This window comes from Muriventricola aceti, assembly GCF_025567565.1.
Lineage (GTDB): Bacteria > Bacillota > Clostridia > Oscillospirales > Oscillospiraceae > Lawsonibacter > Lawsonibacter aceti.
Genome location: NZ_JAOQKF010000001.1, coordinates 178,220 through 194,963, shown reverse-complemented (window position 1 = coordinate 194,963; position 16,744 = coordinate 178,220). Strand labels below are relative to the sequence as shown.

At 61.4% G+C, this 16,744-nt stretch carries 12 protein-coding genes; 8 read left to right on the top strand and 4 right to left on the bottom strand.

Annotated features, from left to right (window positions below; genetic code table 11):
* Positions 1–121: 121 nt before the first annotated feature.
* From OCV64_RS01075 to OCV64_RS01055, 5 genes are all read left to right on the top strand, one after another.
* Positions 122–4,921 carry a nicotinate-nicotinamide nucleotide adenylyltransferase gene (locus tag OCV64_RS01075; protein ID WP_262669023.1) on the top strand — a complete coding sequence of 1,600 codons (4,800 nt, stop codon included), beginning with the start codon at positions 122–124 and terminating at the stop codon, positions 4,919–4,921.
* 70 nt (positions 4,922–4,991) lie between these two features.
* A complete protein-coding gene (locus tag OCV64_RS01070; protein WP_262669022.1) occupies positions 4,992–6,230 on the top strand; it encodes a lactate dehydrogenase in 1,239 nt (412 codons plus the stop codon).
* A gap of 78 nt (positions 6,231–6,308) precedes the next feature.
* Entirely contained in the window at positions 6,309–6,539 is a 231-nt protein-coding gene (locus tag OCV64_RS01065; RefSeq protein ID WP_262669021.1) for a hypothetical protein, read from the top strand.
* A gap of 98 nt (positions 6,540–6,637) precedes the next feature.
* Positions 6,638–7,045: a hypothetical protein gene (locus tag OCV64_RS01060; protein ID WP_262669020.1), complete on the top strand. Its 408-nt coding sequence runs from the start codon at positions 6,638–6,640 to the stop codon at positions 7,043–7,045.
* Between the two features lie 46 nt (positions 7,046–7,091).
* Positions 7,092–8,150, top strand: coding sequence for a flavodoxin family protein (locus tag OCV64_RS01055; RefSeq protein WP_262669018.1), 1,059 nt, complete (start codon positions 7,092–7,094; stop codon positions 8,148–8,150).
* Positions 8,151–8,238: 88 nt separating this feature from the next.
* On the opposite strand, the gene malQ is transcribed toward OCV64_RS01055, so the two are convergent.
* The gene (malQ, locus tag OCV64_RS01050; RefSeq protein ID WP_186852345.1) at positions 8,239–9,747 is read right to left on the bottom strand and encodes a 4-alpha-glucanotransferase; all 1,509 of its coding nucleotides are present in this window, start codon (positions 9,745–9,747) and stop codon (positions 8,239–8,241) included.
* 260 nt (positions 9,748–10,007) lie between these two features.
* On the opposite strand from malQ, the gene OCV64_RS01045 reads away from it, so the two are divergent.
* The 3 genes from OCV64_RS01045 to OCV64_RS01035 all read left to right on the top strand — a co-directional run bounded on the left by OCV64_RS01045 (position 10,008) and on the right by OCV64_RS01035 (position 12,733).
* Positions 10,008–10,640, top strand: coding sequence for a cytidylate kinase-like family protein (locus tag OCV64_RS01045; RefSeq protein ID WP_240288680.1), 633 nt, complete (start codon positions 10,008–10,010; stop codon positions 10,638–10,640).
* A gap of 26 nt (positions 10,641–10,666) precedes the next feature.
* A complete protein-coding gene (locus tag OCV64_RS01040) occupies positions 10,667–11,329 on the top strand; it encodes a gamma-glutamyl-gamma-aminobutyrate hydrolase family protein (protein WP_240288678.1) in 663 nt (220 codons plus the stop codon).
* Positions 11,330–11,392: 63 nt separating this feature from the next.
* Positions 11,393–12,733 (top strand): D-alanyl-D-alanine carboxypeptidase family protein, encoded by a 1,341-nt coding sequence (locus OCV64_RS01035; protein ID WP_262669014.1) that lies wholly within the window; start codon positions 11,393–11,395, stop codon positions 12,731–12,733.
* 55 nt (positions 12,734–12,788) lie between these two features.
* Here the strand turns inward: OCV64_RS01035 and OCV64_RS01030 are convergent, their stop codons facing one another.
* The 3 genes from OCV64_RS01030 to OCV64_RS01020 all read right to left on the bottom strand — a co-directional run bounded on the left by OCV64_RS01030 (position 12,789) and on the right by OCV64_RS01020 (position 16,744).
* Positions 12,789–14,654: an S-layer homology domain-containing protein gene (locus OCV64_RS01030; protein WP_186852341.1), complete on the bottom strand. Its 1,866-nt coding sequence runs from the start codon at positions 14,652–14,654 to the stop codon at positions 12,789–12,791.
* A 111-nt stretch (positions 14,655–14,765) separates the two neighbouring features.
* Positions 14,766–16,007, bottom strand: a complete 1,242-nt coding sequence (locus OCV64_RS01025; RefSeq protein ID WP_147572774.1) for an ABC transporter permease — start codon at positions 16,005–16,007, stop codon at positions 14,766–14,768.
* Positions 16,004–16,744: an ABC transporter ATP-binding protein gene (locus OCV64_RS01020; protein WP_317246363.1), complete on the bottom strand. Its 741-nt coding sequence runs from the start codon at positions 16,742–16,744 to the stop codon at positions 16,004–16,006. The genes OCV64_RS01025 and OCV64_RS01020 overlap by 4 nt, the downstream gene beginning before the upstream one ends.

Below are 16,744 nucleotides of genomic sequence, written 5' to 3'. Positions count from 1 at the left end.
GCAGCCTCCCAGCGTGTGGCCATTTTCTCGGCCGGATACACTTTCCAAACCGGCAGGGATGTGTTACACTTTTTACAATAGTATCCCGTGCCACACGGGCGCGGAGAAAGGCGGGCCCACTATGAATGACAAGCTGATTCGTCAGATCACCGGCGAGATCGCCGAGGCCCTGGTATCCCGAAAGCTGGCCGCGATTCCCAACCGAAAGGCCGCCCAGGCCCTGCTGAAGTCCTGCGGCATGGCCGAGAGCCTGGCGGCCCTGTTTCCCATCCGGGAGCGGTTGAGCTGCGTACGGGTGCTGGAGCTGTGCGCCCCGGCCCTGGAGCGTCTCTGTCCCCAGGGACCGGAGAAGGGGTGGGAGCCCTTTATCTATCAGTATGTGTGCCGGCTGATGTTCCCAGAAAACGGCTTTGCGCCGGAGGCCGGCCGGTATGCCCAGGGGGCGGAGTTCTATCTCACCGTACTCCAGGTCCTGCTGGACCATGAGCGGGCTGCCCTGCCCTTTGACCCAATGCTGGACTTCCAGTTTTTGACGGAGGAGGAGTACTCCCTCTGCGACCAGGCAAAGGAGTACCGCTGGTTTCTGGCTGCGTGGCGGGAGGAGTTCGTCTACGAACTGATGCGGATGGGATTGGAGGTTACTCCCTTCCGTGCCCTGAATCATATTGCCGGCGTTCACTATATCGCTATGACGGCGGCCAGAGGTCTGGCGGAGGCTCAGGTGGACGTGGATCTGGCCCTGATCTCCGCCGCGGCCGCTGCCCACGATGTGGGCAAATTCGGCTGCCGGCCTAGGGAGCGGGTGCCCTACCTCCACTATTACTATACTGACCAGTGGCTGCTGGGCCGGAAGATGGAGGCGGTGAGTCACATCGCCTCCAACCACTCGACCTGGGATCTGGAGTTGGAGTCCCTGTCCGTGGAGTCCCTGCTTCTTATCTACGCCGACTTCCGCTGCAAGCAGGAGCGGGACCAGGAAGGAAACGAGGTGACCACCATTTTTCCCCTGGATCAGTCCTTCCAGGTCATTTTGTCCAAGCTGGACAATGTGGACTATGAGAAGCGCCGCCGGTATGAGTTCGTCTATGGAAAGCTTCATGACTTCGAGGACTATATGCGTTCACTGGGGGTAGACGTGGACCTCACTGGCCGCCCCCAGCCTCCGCTGCCCCACAAGGACCCGGCGCTCATGGATCCGGAGGAAACGCTGGAGGGGCTGATTCTGCTGTCGGTGGATCACAATCTGCGGCTGATGCACATGCTGTCCAACGAGCAGAAGTTTGGCAACATCATCGAGGAGGCCCGCTCTGTCAAGAGCTGGCAGCAGCTGCGGGCCTATCTGAATATCTTTGAGGAATATTTTACCTATCTGTCTGTCCGACAGAAGACCCAGGCCCTGTCCTTCCTCTATGAGCTGCTGATGCACCGTGAGGGCGATATTCGCCGCCAGGCCGGTGGCCTCATCGGCCAGCTGATCGCCCGTTTCCACCTGGTGTACCGCAAGGAGGTGCCCGCCGACGCCCAGAGCGACCCGGCGGAGGAGGTGCCCTTTACCCTGTGGGAGCAGTATCTGGACATGATCATTTTTCCAGACCACAAGACCACCCCTCAGCAGCGATCCCACATCGGCTATACTCTGAAGCTGGTCATCGGTTCTATGCTGGACCACGCCCGGCCGGGAGATATTCCCCGGTTCCTGGGGGCCTTTCTGCGCTATTTTGAGACCCCAGAGGACACCATCCCAGACACCGCCTTTACCCTGCTGGATGCGGTACGTTACCTGCCGCCCCAATACTACGGAGATGACGTCCGTGGCAGGCTGATCGAGTTTGCCGCCCACTTTATCAGGTCTGACGACCTGCGCCTGGTCACCGCCGCCCTGGAGTTCCTGCGGGAGGCGGAGCGGTCCATCCCTCGGAGCCATCCCCAGATGGCCCGCATCGCCCAGGTGGCCCGACAGGCTGGCTCCGACCAGCTGACCACAATTTTCCTGAAGTATAAGATCTTAAGCCGGGCCGGGGAGGACGCCACCCCTCTGGAGCAGACTCTGTACCAGTTGGACATCACCAGCGAGGTCTTTTTGGACAACCTAAAGACGGCCACCCCCTGGATCGTCAAGGTGGCCGGCGTGGAGCTGCTCCGGGACCAGGTGGAATACGGGATGCGCACCCATATTCTTCACATCGCCACCCACTTTTCCAACCTGGTCAAGGTATCTGAGCGGGTGGTGGTCCGGCACACCGCCGGCTCCGCCCTGGTACGCACTCTGTCCCTGCTGCGCCGGGACCAGCGCAACGAGGTAGTGGTGGAGCTGGGCAAAGGGCTGGAGATGGGACAGTACGAGATATCCAAATATATCCCCCAATACCTGGGGGAGGCCGCCCTCTATCTTTACCCCTCTGAGCTGGACGAGCAGGTGCTTTGGCTCAAGGGGCTGCTGGGCTCCCCCAACGACTCCGCCGTATCCGGCGCCCTGAATACCATTGGAGTCCTCTTACAGCACTATCCCGCCTACCGGGACCGCTTTCCTGAGCCGGACAAGCACTACGAAGGCCGGCGGCAGGAGCTGCTGGGACTGCTTCTCCAGGGGCTGGCCCACTATCGGGAGGCAGTGCGGCAGGAGGCCCTGCTGGTGACTGGCAAGCTCCTCTTTGAGTCCCCCATCCTGGACATGGAGGAGAAGGCCCGGCTCTTTGCCCTGTGCTACCGCAAGCTCCTTTTCCTAACACAGGAGACCACGGGGCACAGCGGCTTGACCTTCTTCTACCGGGCCGCCGCCCTGGCCCATATCAACAGGTTCATAGCTCTGCGGCGGCTGGACCAAGGGCCTTTCCAGTTCTCCTGCCCCACGAAAATCGCCTTTTTCCCTGGCACCTTTGACCCCTTCACCCTGTCCCACAAGGGCATCGTCCACGCCATCCGGGACCTGGGGTTCGAGGTCTATCTGGCTGTGGACGAGTTCTCCTGGTCCAAGAAGGCCCAGCCCCACCTGGTCCGCCGGCAGATCGTCAACCTGTCTATTGCCGGGGACTTCCACGTCCACCTGTTCCCGGACGACATCCCGGTGAATATCGCCAATCCCAGGGACCTGAAGCGGCTGGTGGAGCTGTTCCCCGGTCAGCAGGTCTATATCGTGGCGGGCAGCGATGTGGTGGCCAACGCGTCCTCTTACAAAACGGAGCCCAGGCCCTTCTCCATCCACCACATGGACCACGTCATCTTTCGCCGGGCGGGAGAGGCGGAGCTGCCGCAGCCCCTGCCCATCACGGGGCGGGTCATTCAGCTCCAGCTGCCCCACCATCTGGAGGACATCAGCTCCTCCCGCATCCGGGAGAACGTGGACCTGAACCGGGACATTTCCAACTTCATCGACCCGGTCATTCAGGACTTTATCTATCAAAACGGCCTCTACCTCCGGGACAGCCAGGACAAGCCCCTGCTCTATGCCGGGGACTTGGAGTTCCAGTGGGTGAAGGACCCCTCCCCGCTGCTGCTGGCGGACATCACCGCCGGTCATCCCGAGGGGGAGGCCCTGCGCTCCGCCATTATCCGGAAGGGGGACCAGCTTCTCCTTCTCCACCGTACCGGGGAGGAAGGGAAGCTGCTGGGCTATGCCAGCTACCGCTATCTGGCCTCCTCCGACCTGTTCCCGGCTACCGAGGACCCGCGGCTGGCGGACCGCCTGCGGCTGCGGGCGGGGGGAAAGGTGCTGCTTATTACTGCCCTGGCTGCCGACCGGACCGACCGGCATAAGGACTACGGCCAGCTCATCCTGAGCGAACTGCTGGCCCGAGCTCTGGAGGAGGAGTATGTTTACGCCGTGTTCTCCCCCCACGACGGAAAGCTGCCTCAGGAGCTGGGCGACATCCTGTCCCGGTCCGGCTTTGTGGACCGGGAGGGGGGCGGTACCGCCATCTGGGAGGTGGATATGCGGACGCCCACAGTGCTTATCCAGAATTTGGAGACCACCATTCAGGAGCCTCTGTCCGGCAATCCCAGGGTGCTGTCCGCTATCCGCCGCGGGCACGAGCGGCTCCAGCGGGCTATGACCGGCCTTTATCCCGGCTGCCTGGTGCTGACTTTGTCCACCGATATCATCCACCACCGCCTGCTGGAGAAAATCACGGCCTATAACAATGTCCCCGCCACCCCCACCACCCCCAGGACGCTGGGCGAGGATATGTGTGTCCCCTTCGGCAAGATGCTCCGGGGAAAGATTGTGCCCAACACGGTGACCAAGACCATCCACACCGACAAGGTGTTTACGCCTGACCTGTCGGAGAGCGTGATGGAGGCGTTCCCATACTATGCCCCCATCCCCAGCCAGATCCGCACCATCAAGTCCTTCAATCGTCCGGTTATCCTGGTGGACGACCTGATGCACCCCGGCTTCCGGATGGGGAGTCTGGACCCCATCCTTCGCCAAGAGGGGGTGGATATCCGTATGGTGCTGGTGGGTATCCTGTCCGGCTATGGCCGGGATTTGATGCGCTCCTGGGACCGGCCGGTGGACTGCGTCTACTTCCTGCCCCGGCTGCGCCAGTGGTTCGTAGAGGCCACCCTGTATCCCTTTATCGGCGGCAATACGGTCCGCCGGCCCGCCTCCCCGGTGCCGGGGCTGCTGCCGGGCATCAACCATATCCTGCCCTATGCGGCGCCGCCCTACCAGGATGAGTGCGGTCGGGAAGCTGTCTTTCAACTGTCACGCACCTGCCTGGAGGCCGCTCTGGATGTGATGCGGGTGCTGGAGCGGGAGTACCGGGTCCTCTATGGCCGCAACCTGACCCTGTCCCGGCTGCCAGAGGCGGTCGTCCTGCCCCTGTGCCCGGACAAGGGCACCTGCTTGAGCTACGACCCCAATTTGTCCCCCTCCGTCTATCTGGAGAACGACCTGGAGCAGCTTCTCCGTCAAAACGGATGACAGCGGAGCTGCCACGCTTGTGCCCCCTGTGTCCCAACCGCTGAAACTGTAAAAAGGACAGGTGATCTGTATGTATTATTACCGCTGGAAAGGGGCTGCCCTGGTTTCTCCAGCCCCTCTGGAGGGCTTCGGCCCTGAAACCGATCCTGCCGCCGACGGCCCTATTTTTGCCCTGGTGCCCGGAGATCCGGTTCTGGGCCGGGGCTCGTTCCGGGTAAACCACCCCGGCCAGCTGCTGGCCGGCCACGGGCTGGAGGCGCTGGACGCCTCCCGCCTGCCCTGGGTGGAGGCGGACCCGGCCCTGTCTGCCGCCATCACAGAGGGGCGGCTCACCGCCGTCAACCCTGGCCGGGCGGGGTGGGAGGCCCTCCTCGCCGCCTCCCCCAAAGAAGGGAAGAAACGGGTGAATCTCCTGGCCATCGGTGATGTGGGCTCCACCCTGCTCACCGGGCTGAAGCTGCTGGGGGGAGATGTGATCTCCTCCATCGGTATCTGTGACCTGTCCGACCAGATCACCGCCCGGTGGGAGTTCGAGATGGGGCAGATCTCCCTGCCCTGGGAGTACAGCGCCTTCCCTGAGGTGGAGATCATTTCTCCGGAAAATCTCTTTGACTGCGATCTGTTCGTCTTTGTGGCCTCCCGTGGTATTCCCCCGGTGGGCTCCCAGGTGAAGGATGTGCGGATGGCCCAGTTCGAGGCAAACGCCGCCATCGTCAAGGGCTACGTCCGCATGGCGCGGGAGAAGAAGTTTCAGGGACTATGGTGCGCGGTGTCCGACCCGGTGGACCCCCTGGCCAAAACCGCCTATCTGGAGAGCAACCGGGACGAGAATGGGAACTGGGACGGCCTCGGCCTGCGGCCGGAGCAGGTACAGGGCTTCGGCCTGGGGGTGATGAACGCCCGGGCGGCCTACTTTGCCAAGCGGGACGCCAGATTCGCCTCCTTTCTGACAGAGGGCCGGTCCTTTGGGCCCCACGGCACCGGGCTGACCATCGCCAACTCCATCAAACATTATGATGAGGCCATCTCCCAGGAGCTGACCCGCCTCACCGTCACTGCCAATCTGAAGATGCGGGAGATCGGCTTTAAGCCCTATGTGGCCCCCGCTCTGTCCTCCGGGGCCCTGTCTCTGCTGCTTACTCTCCGGGGGGAGTGGCACTGCGGTTCTGTCTTTCTGGACGGGGTCTATATGGGGGTGAAAAACCGTTATACCCCGGCAGGAATCGAAACAGAGCTGCTGCCCCAGATCCCGGACCCTCTGTTTGGGCATATTAAGGACGCGGCGGAACACCTGAAAGAGATCTTGTAGAGAGCGGCGTCCTCGAAGTCTAGCCTTTTCCGCCCGGCCTCTTTTTAACATTTACTGTAATAAGGAGGACAGAACAGAATGAAACGGAGCAAAAAAGACACTCTGATTTCTATTGTCATCCTGCTTGTGTTTTTCATCCAGCTGAAGCGTGGGTTCAATCCCCCTGAGCTGGAGCCTGGTATGATTCCGGGTGGACTTTTTCCCAGCACTGAGGAGGGTATTGTCGTTTCGGCCATTCTGTCCGCTTTGCTAGCGTGGGGCATCCTTGAGCTCTTGTTCTGGGTATATACCAAGATCAGGAAAAAATAACTTGGTCAGCTGCTTTGTTTTACCATGCGGACATCCTACCTTGAAAGAAGGCGATTTTATGTCCCTTACTTTGCCCTGGATCATAAAGGAGGTACTCCATGAGAGAAAAAATTTTGGCCCACCCTATCCGCTGGCTTATCGGTCTGTGTGCTTGTCTGGTGTTTTTCGGTTGCTTCGGCTTCCCTATCCACAATTTCACCACAGGGCGGCGGTTTGGCAGCTGGTATTTGCTGCTAGCGCTCTGCTTCTTTTACTATGAAATCGGACAGATCCTGGGTGTGCTGCATAGCCGGTGCAAGGTGCGGAAATCAGCCGCCCTGGCCCTCGGTATGACGTTGCTGGGGCTGGCCTGCCGGTTCTTGATGGAGTTTGGCGAGGTGTCCAATACCGAAGACTTTACGCTCCCCAATGTGGCGCTCCACCTCTCTGTTGTCGTGGCGCTTACCACCCTGGGGTCCCTGTCCCCTGTCGTGGACAACCAGCGGCCGCCCCTGAGAAATGGCTGAGTTTCCCCGGCGCCCCCGTACATCAACTTTTGAAGAAGGCGATCTCATGTCCCTCGTTTTGATTCATCCATACCCTGACCGGCCGGAGGCGGACACCCGCCTGTCCGGTATTCTCGCCCGCGCCCTGGCGGGCCGGGCGGGGAGAACCATCCGCACCGCGGAGGAGCTGGAGAGGCTAGAGGGCCAGAGGCTCCTCTTCGCCCTGCCTCTGGGGGCGGAGGGAGTGAACCTGGAGTATGTCAGGATGCTGGCCCGGATGCGCCGGGAGCCGGAGCTGCTGGCGGGCTGTACTGCCGGGCTGATCGTGGACGGGACCTCTCACCTGTACACCAAGTCCGCCGCCGCCGAGCTGACACTGGCCGCCAACCTGGCGGGCTGTTCCTTTGTGGGCCGCCCCCTGGTGGAGGGGACGGGAGACCTGTCCAACTTCAAGGTCCAGGCCAATAATCTGGGGACGGACCTGGCGGGAGCCTACCGGGCTGCCGCCCGGGAGCTGACAGAACGGCTGGAGCAGCCCGCCGATCTGACCCAGGACAGCCCGGAGCTGTTGGTGCTCCACGCCTCCAGCCACCATACCTCCAACACCATGGCCCTGTGGGAGCAGACCAAAAAGCGGCTGGGGGACCGGTTTATTTATACGGAAATCGGTTTGCGCAATGGCACCCTGTCCGACTGCTCCGGCTGCCCCTACACCATGTGCCTCCACTTCGGAGAAAAGGGGGGGTGCTTCTACGGCGGGCTGATGCAGCAGGAGGTCTATCCCGCTGTCCGCCGGTGCCAGGGGGTGGTCATGCTGTGCCCCAATTACAACGACGCTCTGTCCGCCAACCTCACCGCCTTTGTGAACCGGCTTACCGCCCTGTTCCGCCAGACCCGCTTTTATGACAAGGCCCTGTTCGCCATCGTGGTTTCTGGCTATTCCGGCGGGGATATTCTGGCCCGCCAGCTCATTGCCGCCATGAACATGAACAAGTCCTTTTTCCTGCCGGGGAAGTTTGTCATGCTGGAGCGGGCCAACGACCCAGGGGAGGCCCTGGCCGCTCCAGGCGTGGGGGAGAGGCTGGACCGCTTTGCCGGCAATATCAAGCGGACCCTGCTGAAATGAAGTGCCGGAGCCGCCCCTTTTGGGGCGGCTCCGGCGTTTTGCTACAGAGCTCGGAACGCCTGGCGGTAACAGAAGCTGGGATTTCCATTCAACGGGGCCCGCCATTTTCATTCTGACTGGGAAGGCGCTGATATACCTTCATCTCCCGGTGAAGCCGCCGGGCCAGCTTAGGGCCGTAGCTGCCGGGAAGGGCGCGCCACTGCCAGTTACCGCCCAGGGTGGAGGGAATATTCATTCGGGCCTCGGAGCCCAGGCCCAGCAGGTCCTGCATCTGGACCATGGCCAGACCGGCGGGGGAGGCCCAGGCCGCCCGCATCATCCCCCAGTGGTATCCCTCCCCGCGGCTCAGGCGCAGATACTCCTTGGCAAAGGCGGCCTCTTTCCGGGGGGCGGAGGCCATCCAGCCGCGGATGGTGTCATTGTCGTGGGTGCCGGTGTAGACCACGCAGTTGGTGGGGTAGCAGTGGGGCAGATAGGCGCTGCCCAGCTCCCGGCTGCCAAAGGCGAACTCCAATACCTTCATTCCAGGATAGCCGGTCTCTTCCAGCAGGCGGTGGACCTCCGGAGTGAGAAAGCCAAGGTCCTCAGCGACGATGTTCTGTTTCCCCAGGGCGCTGTTCACCGCCTGGAAAAAATCCAGGCCGGGGCCGGGCCGCCAGCGGCCGTTGCGGGCGGTGGTGTCCCCGTAAGGGATGGCGTAATAGGACTCGAAACCCCGGAAGTGGTCGATGCGCAGCGCGTCATAGAGGCATAACTGATAGCCTACGCGGTGCAGCCACCACTGGTAGCCGTCCCGCTTCATCCGTTCCCAGTCAAACAGGGGGTTGCCCCAGAGCTGGCCGTCCTCAGAAAAGGCGTCCGGGGGACACCCGGCCACTTCGGTGGGGCAGCCCCGGTCATCCAACTGAAACTGCTTCGGACTGGCCCACACGTCGGCGCTGTCCAGGGCGGTGTAGATGGGCAGATCCCCCAGGATGGAGACGCCCTTCTCGTTGGCATAGGACTTCAGCTTTTTCCACTGCTGGCAGAACAAATACTGAACACCCTTCCAGAAGTTCACCTCGCCAGCTAGCTGAGTTCGGGCCGCCTCCAGGGCGGCGGGCTCCCGCAGCCGGATCGGCTGGGGCCACTCCTGCCAGGAGCGGCCGTCAAACCGCTCTTTCAGGGCCATAAACAGGGCGTAGTCCTCCAGCCAGTCAGCCTCGCCCAAACAAAAGGAATGGAAGCGGGCATCCCCCCGCTCCAGCAGCCGGGCGCAGGCCTTCCGCAGAACGGGATAGCGCGTTTTGTATAGCAGCCCATAGTCCACACGGGCCGGGTCCTCCCCCCAGTTCAGACGCTGATATTCCTGCCGCTCCAGCAGTCCCTCCGCCGCCAGATCATCCAGATCGATGAAATAGGGATTACCGGCCCAGGAGGAGAAGGACTGGTAGGGGGAGTCGCCATAGCTGGTAGGGCCCAAGGGCAGGATCTGCCAGAAGGACTGTCCGGCAGCGGCCAAAAAGTCGATGAACTCCCTGGCCGCTGCCCCCAGGGCGCCGATGCCCCAAGGGGAGGGGAGGGAGGAGATGGGCAGCAGCACCCCGGCTTTTCTCACGTTGGAGTCCGCCTTTCTGTCTGTGTTTTCCACCCCGAATCAGAGGGGGCGGTATCTTATTTTACCCCCTGGGGGGACGGTCCGCAACCGTTTTATCAGGGAAAACCGGAGGAATAGCCTTCTCAGAGCTGTTTTAGGGTCCGGCCCAGTTTTCCATTGTCATTTTTCGGTTTATCCGCTATAATATATTTAACAACAAAAGAAAATTTGTTGGATACCTGACGGTTTGGTATCATATCTTTAGGATCAGGAGGCGCACTATGAGTAATTACGTCATTTCCATCAGCCGTGAATTTGGCAGTGGAGGCAGACTGATTGGCAAGCGCCTGGCTGCCCAGCTGGGCATCCCATGCTATGACCGGACCATCATCCAAAAGACAGCGGAGAAGAGCGGCCTGTCCCCGGACTTTATTGCCCGTGCGGAGGAGCGGGCCCGCAGCCGCTTCCATTTGTCTATTACCCCCATCGGAATCGGGACCCCCGCCTTTGCCCACCAAGGTGTGCCCGTCAGCCACCAGGCCTTTTTCGCCCAGGCCGACGTGATTCGGGAGCTGGCCGACGAAGGCCCGTGTGTTATTGTGGGGCGGTGCAGCGACTATGTGCTGGGGGATCGGCCAGAATGTCTGAAGGTCTTTGTCCACGCCGATCTGCCCAGCCGGGTGACCCGGTGTGTGGAGGAGTACCACATCCCGTCAGACGACATGGAACGGCGCATCATCCAGATGGACCGGGGGCGCGCTAACTACTACAATTATTACACCGGCCACACCTGGGGCGATATGCGCCGCTATGACCTGACCCTTAATTCCAGCACTTCTGGTATTGCCGGAGCGGTGGAGCTGATTTGCGCGCTGGTCCGGTCCAGAGCGGCGGTAGACGCCCAGCAGAGCTGACCGGGCCCCATCAGAGAGGAGCTTTTATGGACCATCTCCCTTCCATCCAGATTTCTGGTCAGGCCGGACGTATGGATAACTACTGTCGGGCGGCCTGTGAAACAGGGGCGAGGCCTGTCCCCGGCTGCTGCCCATCCCCTGACCTGTCCTGCGCTGGGCTCATCCTGTGCGGAGGCGGGGATATGGACCCTGCCCTCTTTGGGCAGGAAAACCGGGGCTCCCAGCCCCCGGACCGGCAGAGAGACCAAGCGGAGCTGGAGCTGTTCTGGGCCTTTTTTCAGGCGGGCAAGCCAATCCTGGCAATCTGCCGGGGGATGCAGGTGGTCAATGTGGCGCTGGGGGGCACCCTGCTCCAAGACCTGCCGGGAGAAATCAGACCTTTCCATGGCGGCGGGGAGGAGGACCGGGTCCACCCTGTACGCAGCCGGGAGGGCACTCTGCTCCACCGGCTGTACGGCCCCATATTCCCGGTGAACAGTGCCCACCACCAGGCGGTGGACCGACTGGGTGAGGGACTGGAGACCATCGCTTGGGCGGAGAGCGGCTTTCCGGAGGCTTTGATTCACACACAGCGGCCGGTGCTGGGGGTCCAGTTCCATCCGGAGCGGATGTCCTTTGACCAAAGACGGGGGGATGCGGTGGATGGAGCGCCGATCTTCCAATATTTTATGGACCTGTGCCGGGGCTAGGCCCGGCCGTATACTGACAGAGAACGGCGGAGCTGTTCCGCCTGAGGAGGATATTATATCACCATGCGCAGCTTTTTCCCGAAGCGCCGCCTGTCCAGGATGTTGGCGGCTGGACTTTTGGTATTTTTGCTCCCGGCGGTGGTCTTTGCCATACCGCCAGAGGAGCCTGGGGATCCCTCGCCCCTGGTGCTGGACAACGGCGACCCGGCGGCAGCCTATCGGGATGTGTCCGCTCTGCTGGCCCGGAGAGGGCTGGAGCGGGATCAAATCGCCCAGGTTTGGAGCCGCCTGGACCGAGAGCTCTATCACCGGCTGATGGAGGGAGCGCTGTCCCAGCGGGAATTGGAATTGCTGGTCCTGCCCTACTGCCATGTGGAAAATATGGGCCGCTATCTGGACTACGGGGAGCGGCACCCGGAGCTGACCACAGAACAGGTGGCGACCGAGGTGAATATCGGCCTGGACCGCCCATTCTATCAGGGAATCCAGATGGTGGAGGACCCGGACAGCCAGACCGTCCTGGTCAATAAGTACCACCAACTCAGCCCGGACTATAAACCTGATCTGGTCCGGATGGGGACAGCCTATACTTATGGGACAGCTTATCTCCAGCGGGAGGCCTGGGAGCAGTTCAAGGCCATGGCGGACCAGGCCCGGACGGAGGGGATTCGGCTGTGGAACGTATCCTCCTACCGCTCCTATGGGACACAGGAGCGGGTATATGACCGATATGTGTCCCAGGATGGTCAGAGCCTGGCGGACACCTATTCCGCCCGTCCAGGCTCCTCGGAGCATCAGACCGGACTGGCACTGGACATCAATACCGCCAGTGTCCAGGCCCACTTTGAGAACACGCCCACCTACGCCTGGCTGGTAGAGCACTGTGCGGAGTACGGATTTATCCTCCGCTATCCAGAGGGGAAGGAGCGGATCACCGGCTACCGGTTTGAGCCCTGGCATTACCGCTATGTGGGCAAGGACATTGCCAAGCTCTGTATGGAGCGGGACTTGACCTATGAGGAATATGTGGCCCGCCTCCCTGTCCAGGGCACAAATGGCGTGCCGGCTTTGTACATACAGGGACGGGAGCTGGAGCTGGGCTCCGGCGCTCTGATGCTGGAGGGCAGAGTTTACCTCTCTGCCGGCCGTCTGGCCCAGGCGCTGGGGTGGCGGGTCGGAACCACATTCGGCGGGGAGGAAGTCGTCCTGTACGGCGGGGAGCACTGGTATACGCTGACGACCGGCCAGAACAGTCAGCGGGACGGCCAAAGGGTAGAACTGTCCGCCCCGGCGCTGATGCTGGAGGGGGAGCTGTACCTGGCCCTGGATGACTTGAATTTCCTGTTGGAGCTGGATCTCGGCTTGGAACAGACCTATGTTTCCGATACCACTCCTGCCATGTGACAAATAAGACCGCTCCGGCGCCTGAAAAGGCGCTGGAGCGGTCTTTCTGTTTTAGTTAGATGCTTCGGGCTACGATGACCCGGATGCGGCCTCCCAAGGATTCAGACTTGTCATACCAGCCACTTAGCTCAAAGCGGCCGCCCTGGACTCTGGCCAGGGTGGACAAATAGTACGCCCCGTCCTGGTACTCGTAGACCATCAGATTGTCGGAGAGGGTATATCCCTTGGAACCGGACAGGAACTGGCCCCCGCTGGCCTCGCCCTTGCCGGCGAGTGTCAGGGAGTAGAGCCCGTCAGGATGGGCAGGGTCGCCCTTAATGCGGATCGGCCCCCGCTCCACAGGGTAGCGGGTCGTGCTCTGGGGAAGGGAGATCTGCTGTCCTCCTACATCCAGCTCGTAGCTGTAATAGGAGGAAAATTCCCCGGCAGACGTACTCTCCATGCGGGTGAGGATGCCGTACCGGTAAGCGTCGCCGGTCACATCGTTGAGTACCAGTGTCTCGATTTCACCGGAGCCGTTTAGGGAGTGGTACTTGACCATGCTGTCGGTCAGTTCCAGTCCGGCCAGACGGCTGGGATAGATCCGCGCGCCCTGCCCATCGCTGACATCCAGAATCTCTGCACCCTCCGCAAAGGGGTGGCTGCCCAGCTTGGTGCCGGCGGCGTTCACCTTGCCGGTGAGAGAGGCGCTGGTCAGGCCCTTCAGGGTCACCTTCCCCTGGTCATCCACCGCGGCTCGGACCAGGGCTCCCTCTTTGACAGAGCTGGTGGTCTGATAGCGGTAGGTCTGGCCATCCGTGGACAACAGCGTCACAGTTTTGGCCTGATAGGTGCCGCCCTTGCCATCGGGGTAAGAGGAATTGGACACTGAGGTGACCACGCCCACCTGCTGGCTCTCATCGGCGGATAGGGCCCCTATCACAGCGGCCACACCCCCCTCGCGTCCCAACAGCAGGGTCACTGTGTCGCCCAGAGCATATTCTCCCAGTGTGGAAAGGGAATAGGCGGCAGAGGAGGTTTCAATGGTGCAGGTCCTTCCAGATACCGTGACAGAGGTAGGGTTAGAGGCGCTGGGCTCCAGGGCCTGGATCGTGCCTGTTACCTTGTCGGAGTAAGCCCACAGGGTGCGCATGGCCCGGTTCCAATAGACCACGTCGTAGTTCTGAATGGCAGACAGCGTGGACACGCCGCCGTTGCGGTAAACCTTGGCCTGGGCCGGGTCAAAGGAGAGGGAGGACTGCCAGTTCCCCTGTGCGACCACCGGGCCCTCCATCTGTCCGCTGATCAAGGCCACCAGGTCGATTTCACCAGCGGCGTTGAGGGAATAGCCGAGACTCTCCAGGTAGGGACGCCCCTCCTTGGTGTTGGCGGTCATCAGGTTATAGAACAGGTACATGGCATCCTGCCGGGTCAGAAGGGTAGAGGGCCCGGCAGCGGTCACACCCTGGTCCAGCTTTAGACTGTGATACATGGCAAGCTGTCCGGTGGGGTAGGCGCCTGAGAAATCACTGGGGCCATAACCCAGAAGCTGCAGGGCAATGGTCACGCCCTCGGCCAGACTGATCTCCCGGTTGGGGCGGAAAGTACCGTCTGTGTAGCCGGATACCAGTCCAGCGGCCACTCCCGCCTCCACATAGCCGGAGGCCCAGTGGCTCCGTGGGACATCGGGGTAGGGGGAGGTGGCGGCCTGACCAATTTGCTCCCCGCCGGGCGTGGCTTTGACAGCCATGGTGATAAACTCCGCACGGGTGACCCGGCTGGACAAATTCATGTTGCCATTGGTGTCCCCCACCATGATGCCTAGGGCGTTGACCACCTGGATGGCCTCCTCCTGCTGGGGCTGGCTTGCCGCGCGAGCGGGGAGAGCCAAGCCCAGCACCAGACAGGCGGTCAACAGGGCGGATGTGAATTTTTTTCTCATTTTAATGGCTCCTTTTTTCATCAGAGGTCAGAAGATTGAGCGTCCAACGGGGCCCTAAGGAAAAAACGACCGTTAGAAAGGGACCGCCGCGCTTCTTCTGTCTCTAATTTATCAGTCATATCGCAGCGCGTCAATAGGATTCAGCTTGGCCGCCTTGTTGGCGGGCAGATAGCCGAACAGGACACCGATGCCCACAGACACCCCGAAGCTGATGGCAATAGCGCCCAGAGTAGGAGTGGCGTTAAAGACGGCGCCGCCCATCTGGGCGGACAGCATCCCACCGAACAATGCCCCCAGTCCCATCGCCAGCAGACAGCCCAGGCCGATGCCCAGCAGCCCGCCAATGGCGGAGGTGGTCCCGGCCTCGATGACGAACTGGCGGCGGATGTCCCGCCGTTTGGCGCCCAGAGATTTCCGAATGCCGATTTCACGGGTGCGCTCGGTGACGGATACCAGCATGATGTTCATGATGCCGATGCCCCCTACTAACAGGGAGATGGCGGCGATGGCCACCAGTACCCCCATGGCCACCCCCATCATCAGGTTGATCATTTCGGCCTGCTCCGCCATGGTCTGGGTGTAGAAGGCGTCATAATCCCCGTCAAAATACTCCAGCAGCATACTGTCGATGACCATTCGCGCGGCGGCCGCTGTTTCGCCGGAAGTGCTGGTGAACATATACAAGGTCACGTTCCGGGTGCCCAGCATCTCCAGGGCGTTCTCATAGGGGATGTACACCTGGTCGTCAGGGCCGCCCTCCTCCATGTTCTCCCGGATTTGCTCCAGCACGCCGATGACAGTGTAAGCCTGACCGTTGATGGTCAGAGTCTGGCCCAGGGCGTCGCCCCCAAAGGCGTTTTCCGCCAGATAGCTTCCAATGACACACACCTGGCTTCGCCGCTCCACGTCCAGCCAGGAGAGGAACCGTCCCTGGCCTAGCTTCTCCCCGCCGTCGATGGTGCCCTTGGTACTGTTGTTGAACATGACCTCGCTGACTCCGTAGAGAGAGGTCTTGTCAAATTTTTCGTCCCCCTTGCGGACGGTGGCCTGGGCGTTCACATAGGGGGAAACACCGGAGAGCACGTCCGGGTTTTCCTCCACCAGATCATACATATCCTGGGGGTCCAGGGTAGAGGTGGACCCATCCCCTCGTCCCCAGACATAGGTCATCATCATGTTGACCCCCAGCTTATCCACCTGCTGCTGCACCATGCCGGTCAGGCCGTTGCCCAGGGCCAGGATAATGATGACGGCGGCCACGCCGATGATGATGCCCAGCATGGTGAGCAGGGAGCGCATCTTGCTGGTGGCCAGGGCCTTGATGGCCAGGCGGAAGGACTGTCCATAGTTCATACCGTCTCCACCTCCTCGTCCGCCGCGTCGGGCTGGACCACCGCCCGTGGATCGTGGGCGTCCCCGTCATAGATGACCTTGCCGTCCTGAAGGCGGATGATGCGGTCCGCCTTGACGGCGATGGAGTTGTCGTGGGTGATGAGGACCACCGTGTCCCCCTCACGATTGAGCTTTTTCAAAAAGCCCAGTACCTCCCGGCCTGTTTTGGAGTCCAGGGCTCCAGTGGGCTCGTCAGCCAGGATGACCGAGGGGTCCCCGGCCAGGGCACGGGCGATGGATACCCGCTGCTGCTGGCCGCCGGAGAGCTGGCTGGGCAGATTCTTTTTCTTGTCCGCCAGTCCCACCCGCTCCAGAGAGCGGATGGCCCGCTCCCGACGCTGGTCGGCGGGCACGCCGGCGTAGAGCAGGGGAAGCTCCACATTTTCCAGCACAGACAGCTTGGGGATCAGGTTGTACTGCTGGAAGATAAAACCCAGCATCTTGTTGCGAATGTCCGCCTGCTGGTCGTCCTCCATGGTGGACACATCCACACCCCCCAGATGGTAGGTGCCGGAGGTGGGCACGTCCAGGCAGCCGATAATGTTCATAGCTGTGGACTTGCCTGAACCGGAGGAGCCTACAATGGCCACGAACTCCCCCTGGTCGATGGTGATGTTCACCCCATCCAGGGCATGGACTGTCTCCTCCCCCATCGGATAGATCTTATATATGTCCTTCAGTTCGATGAGATGTTCCAA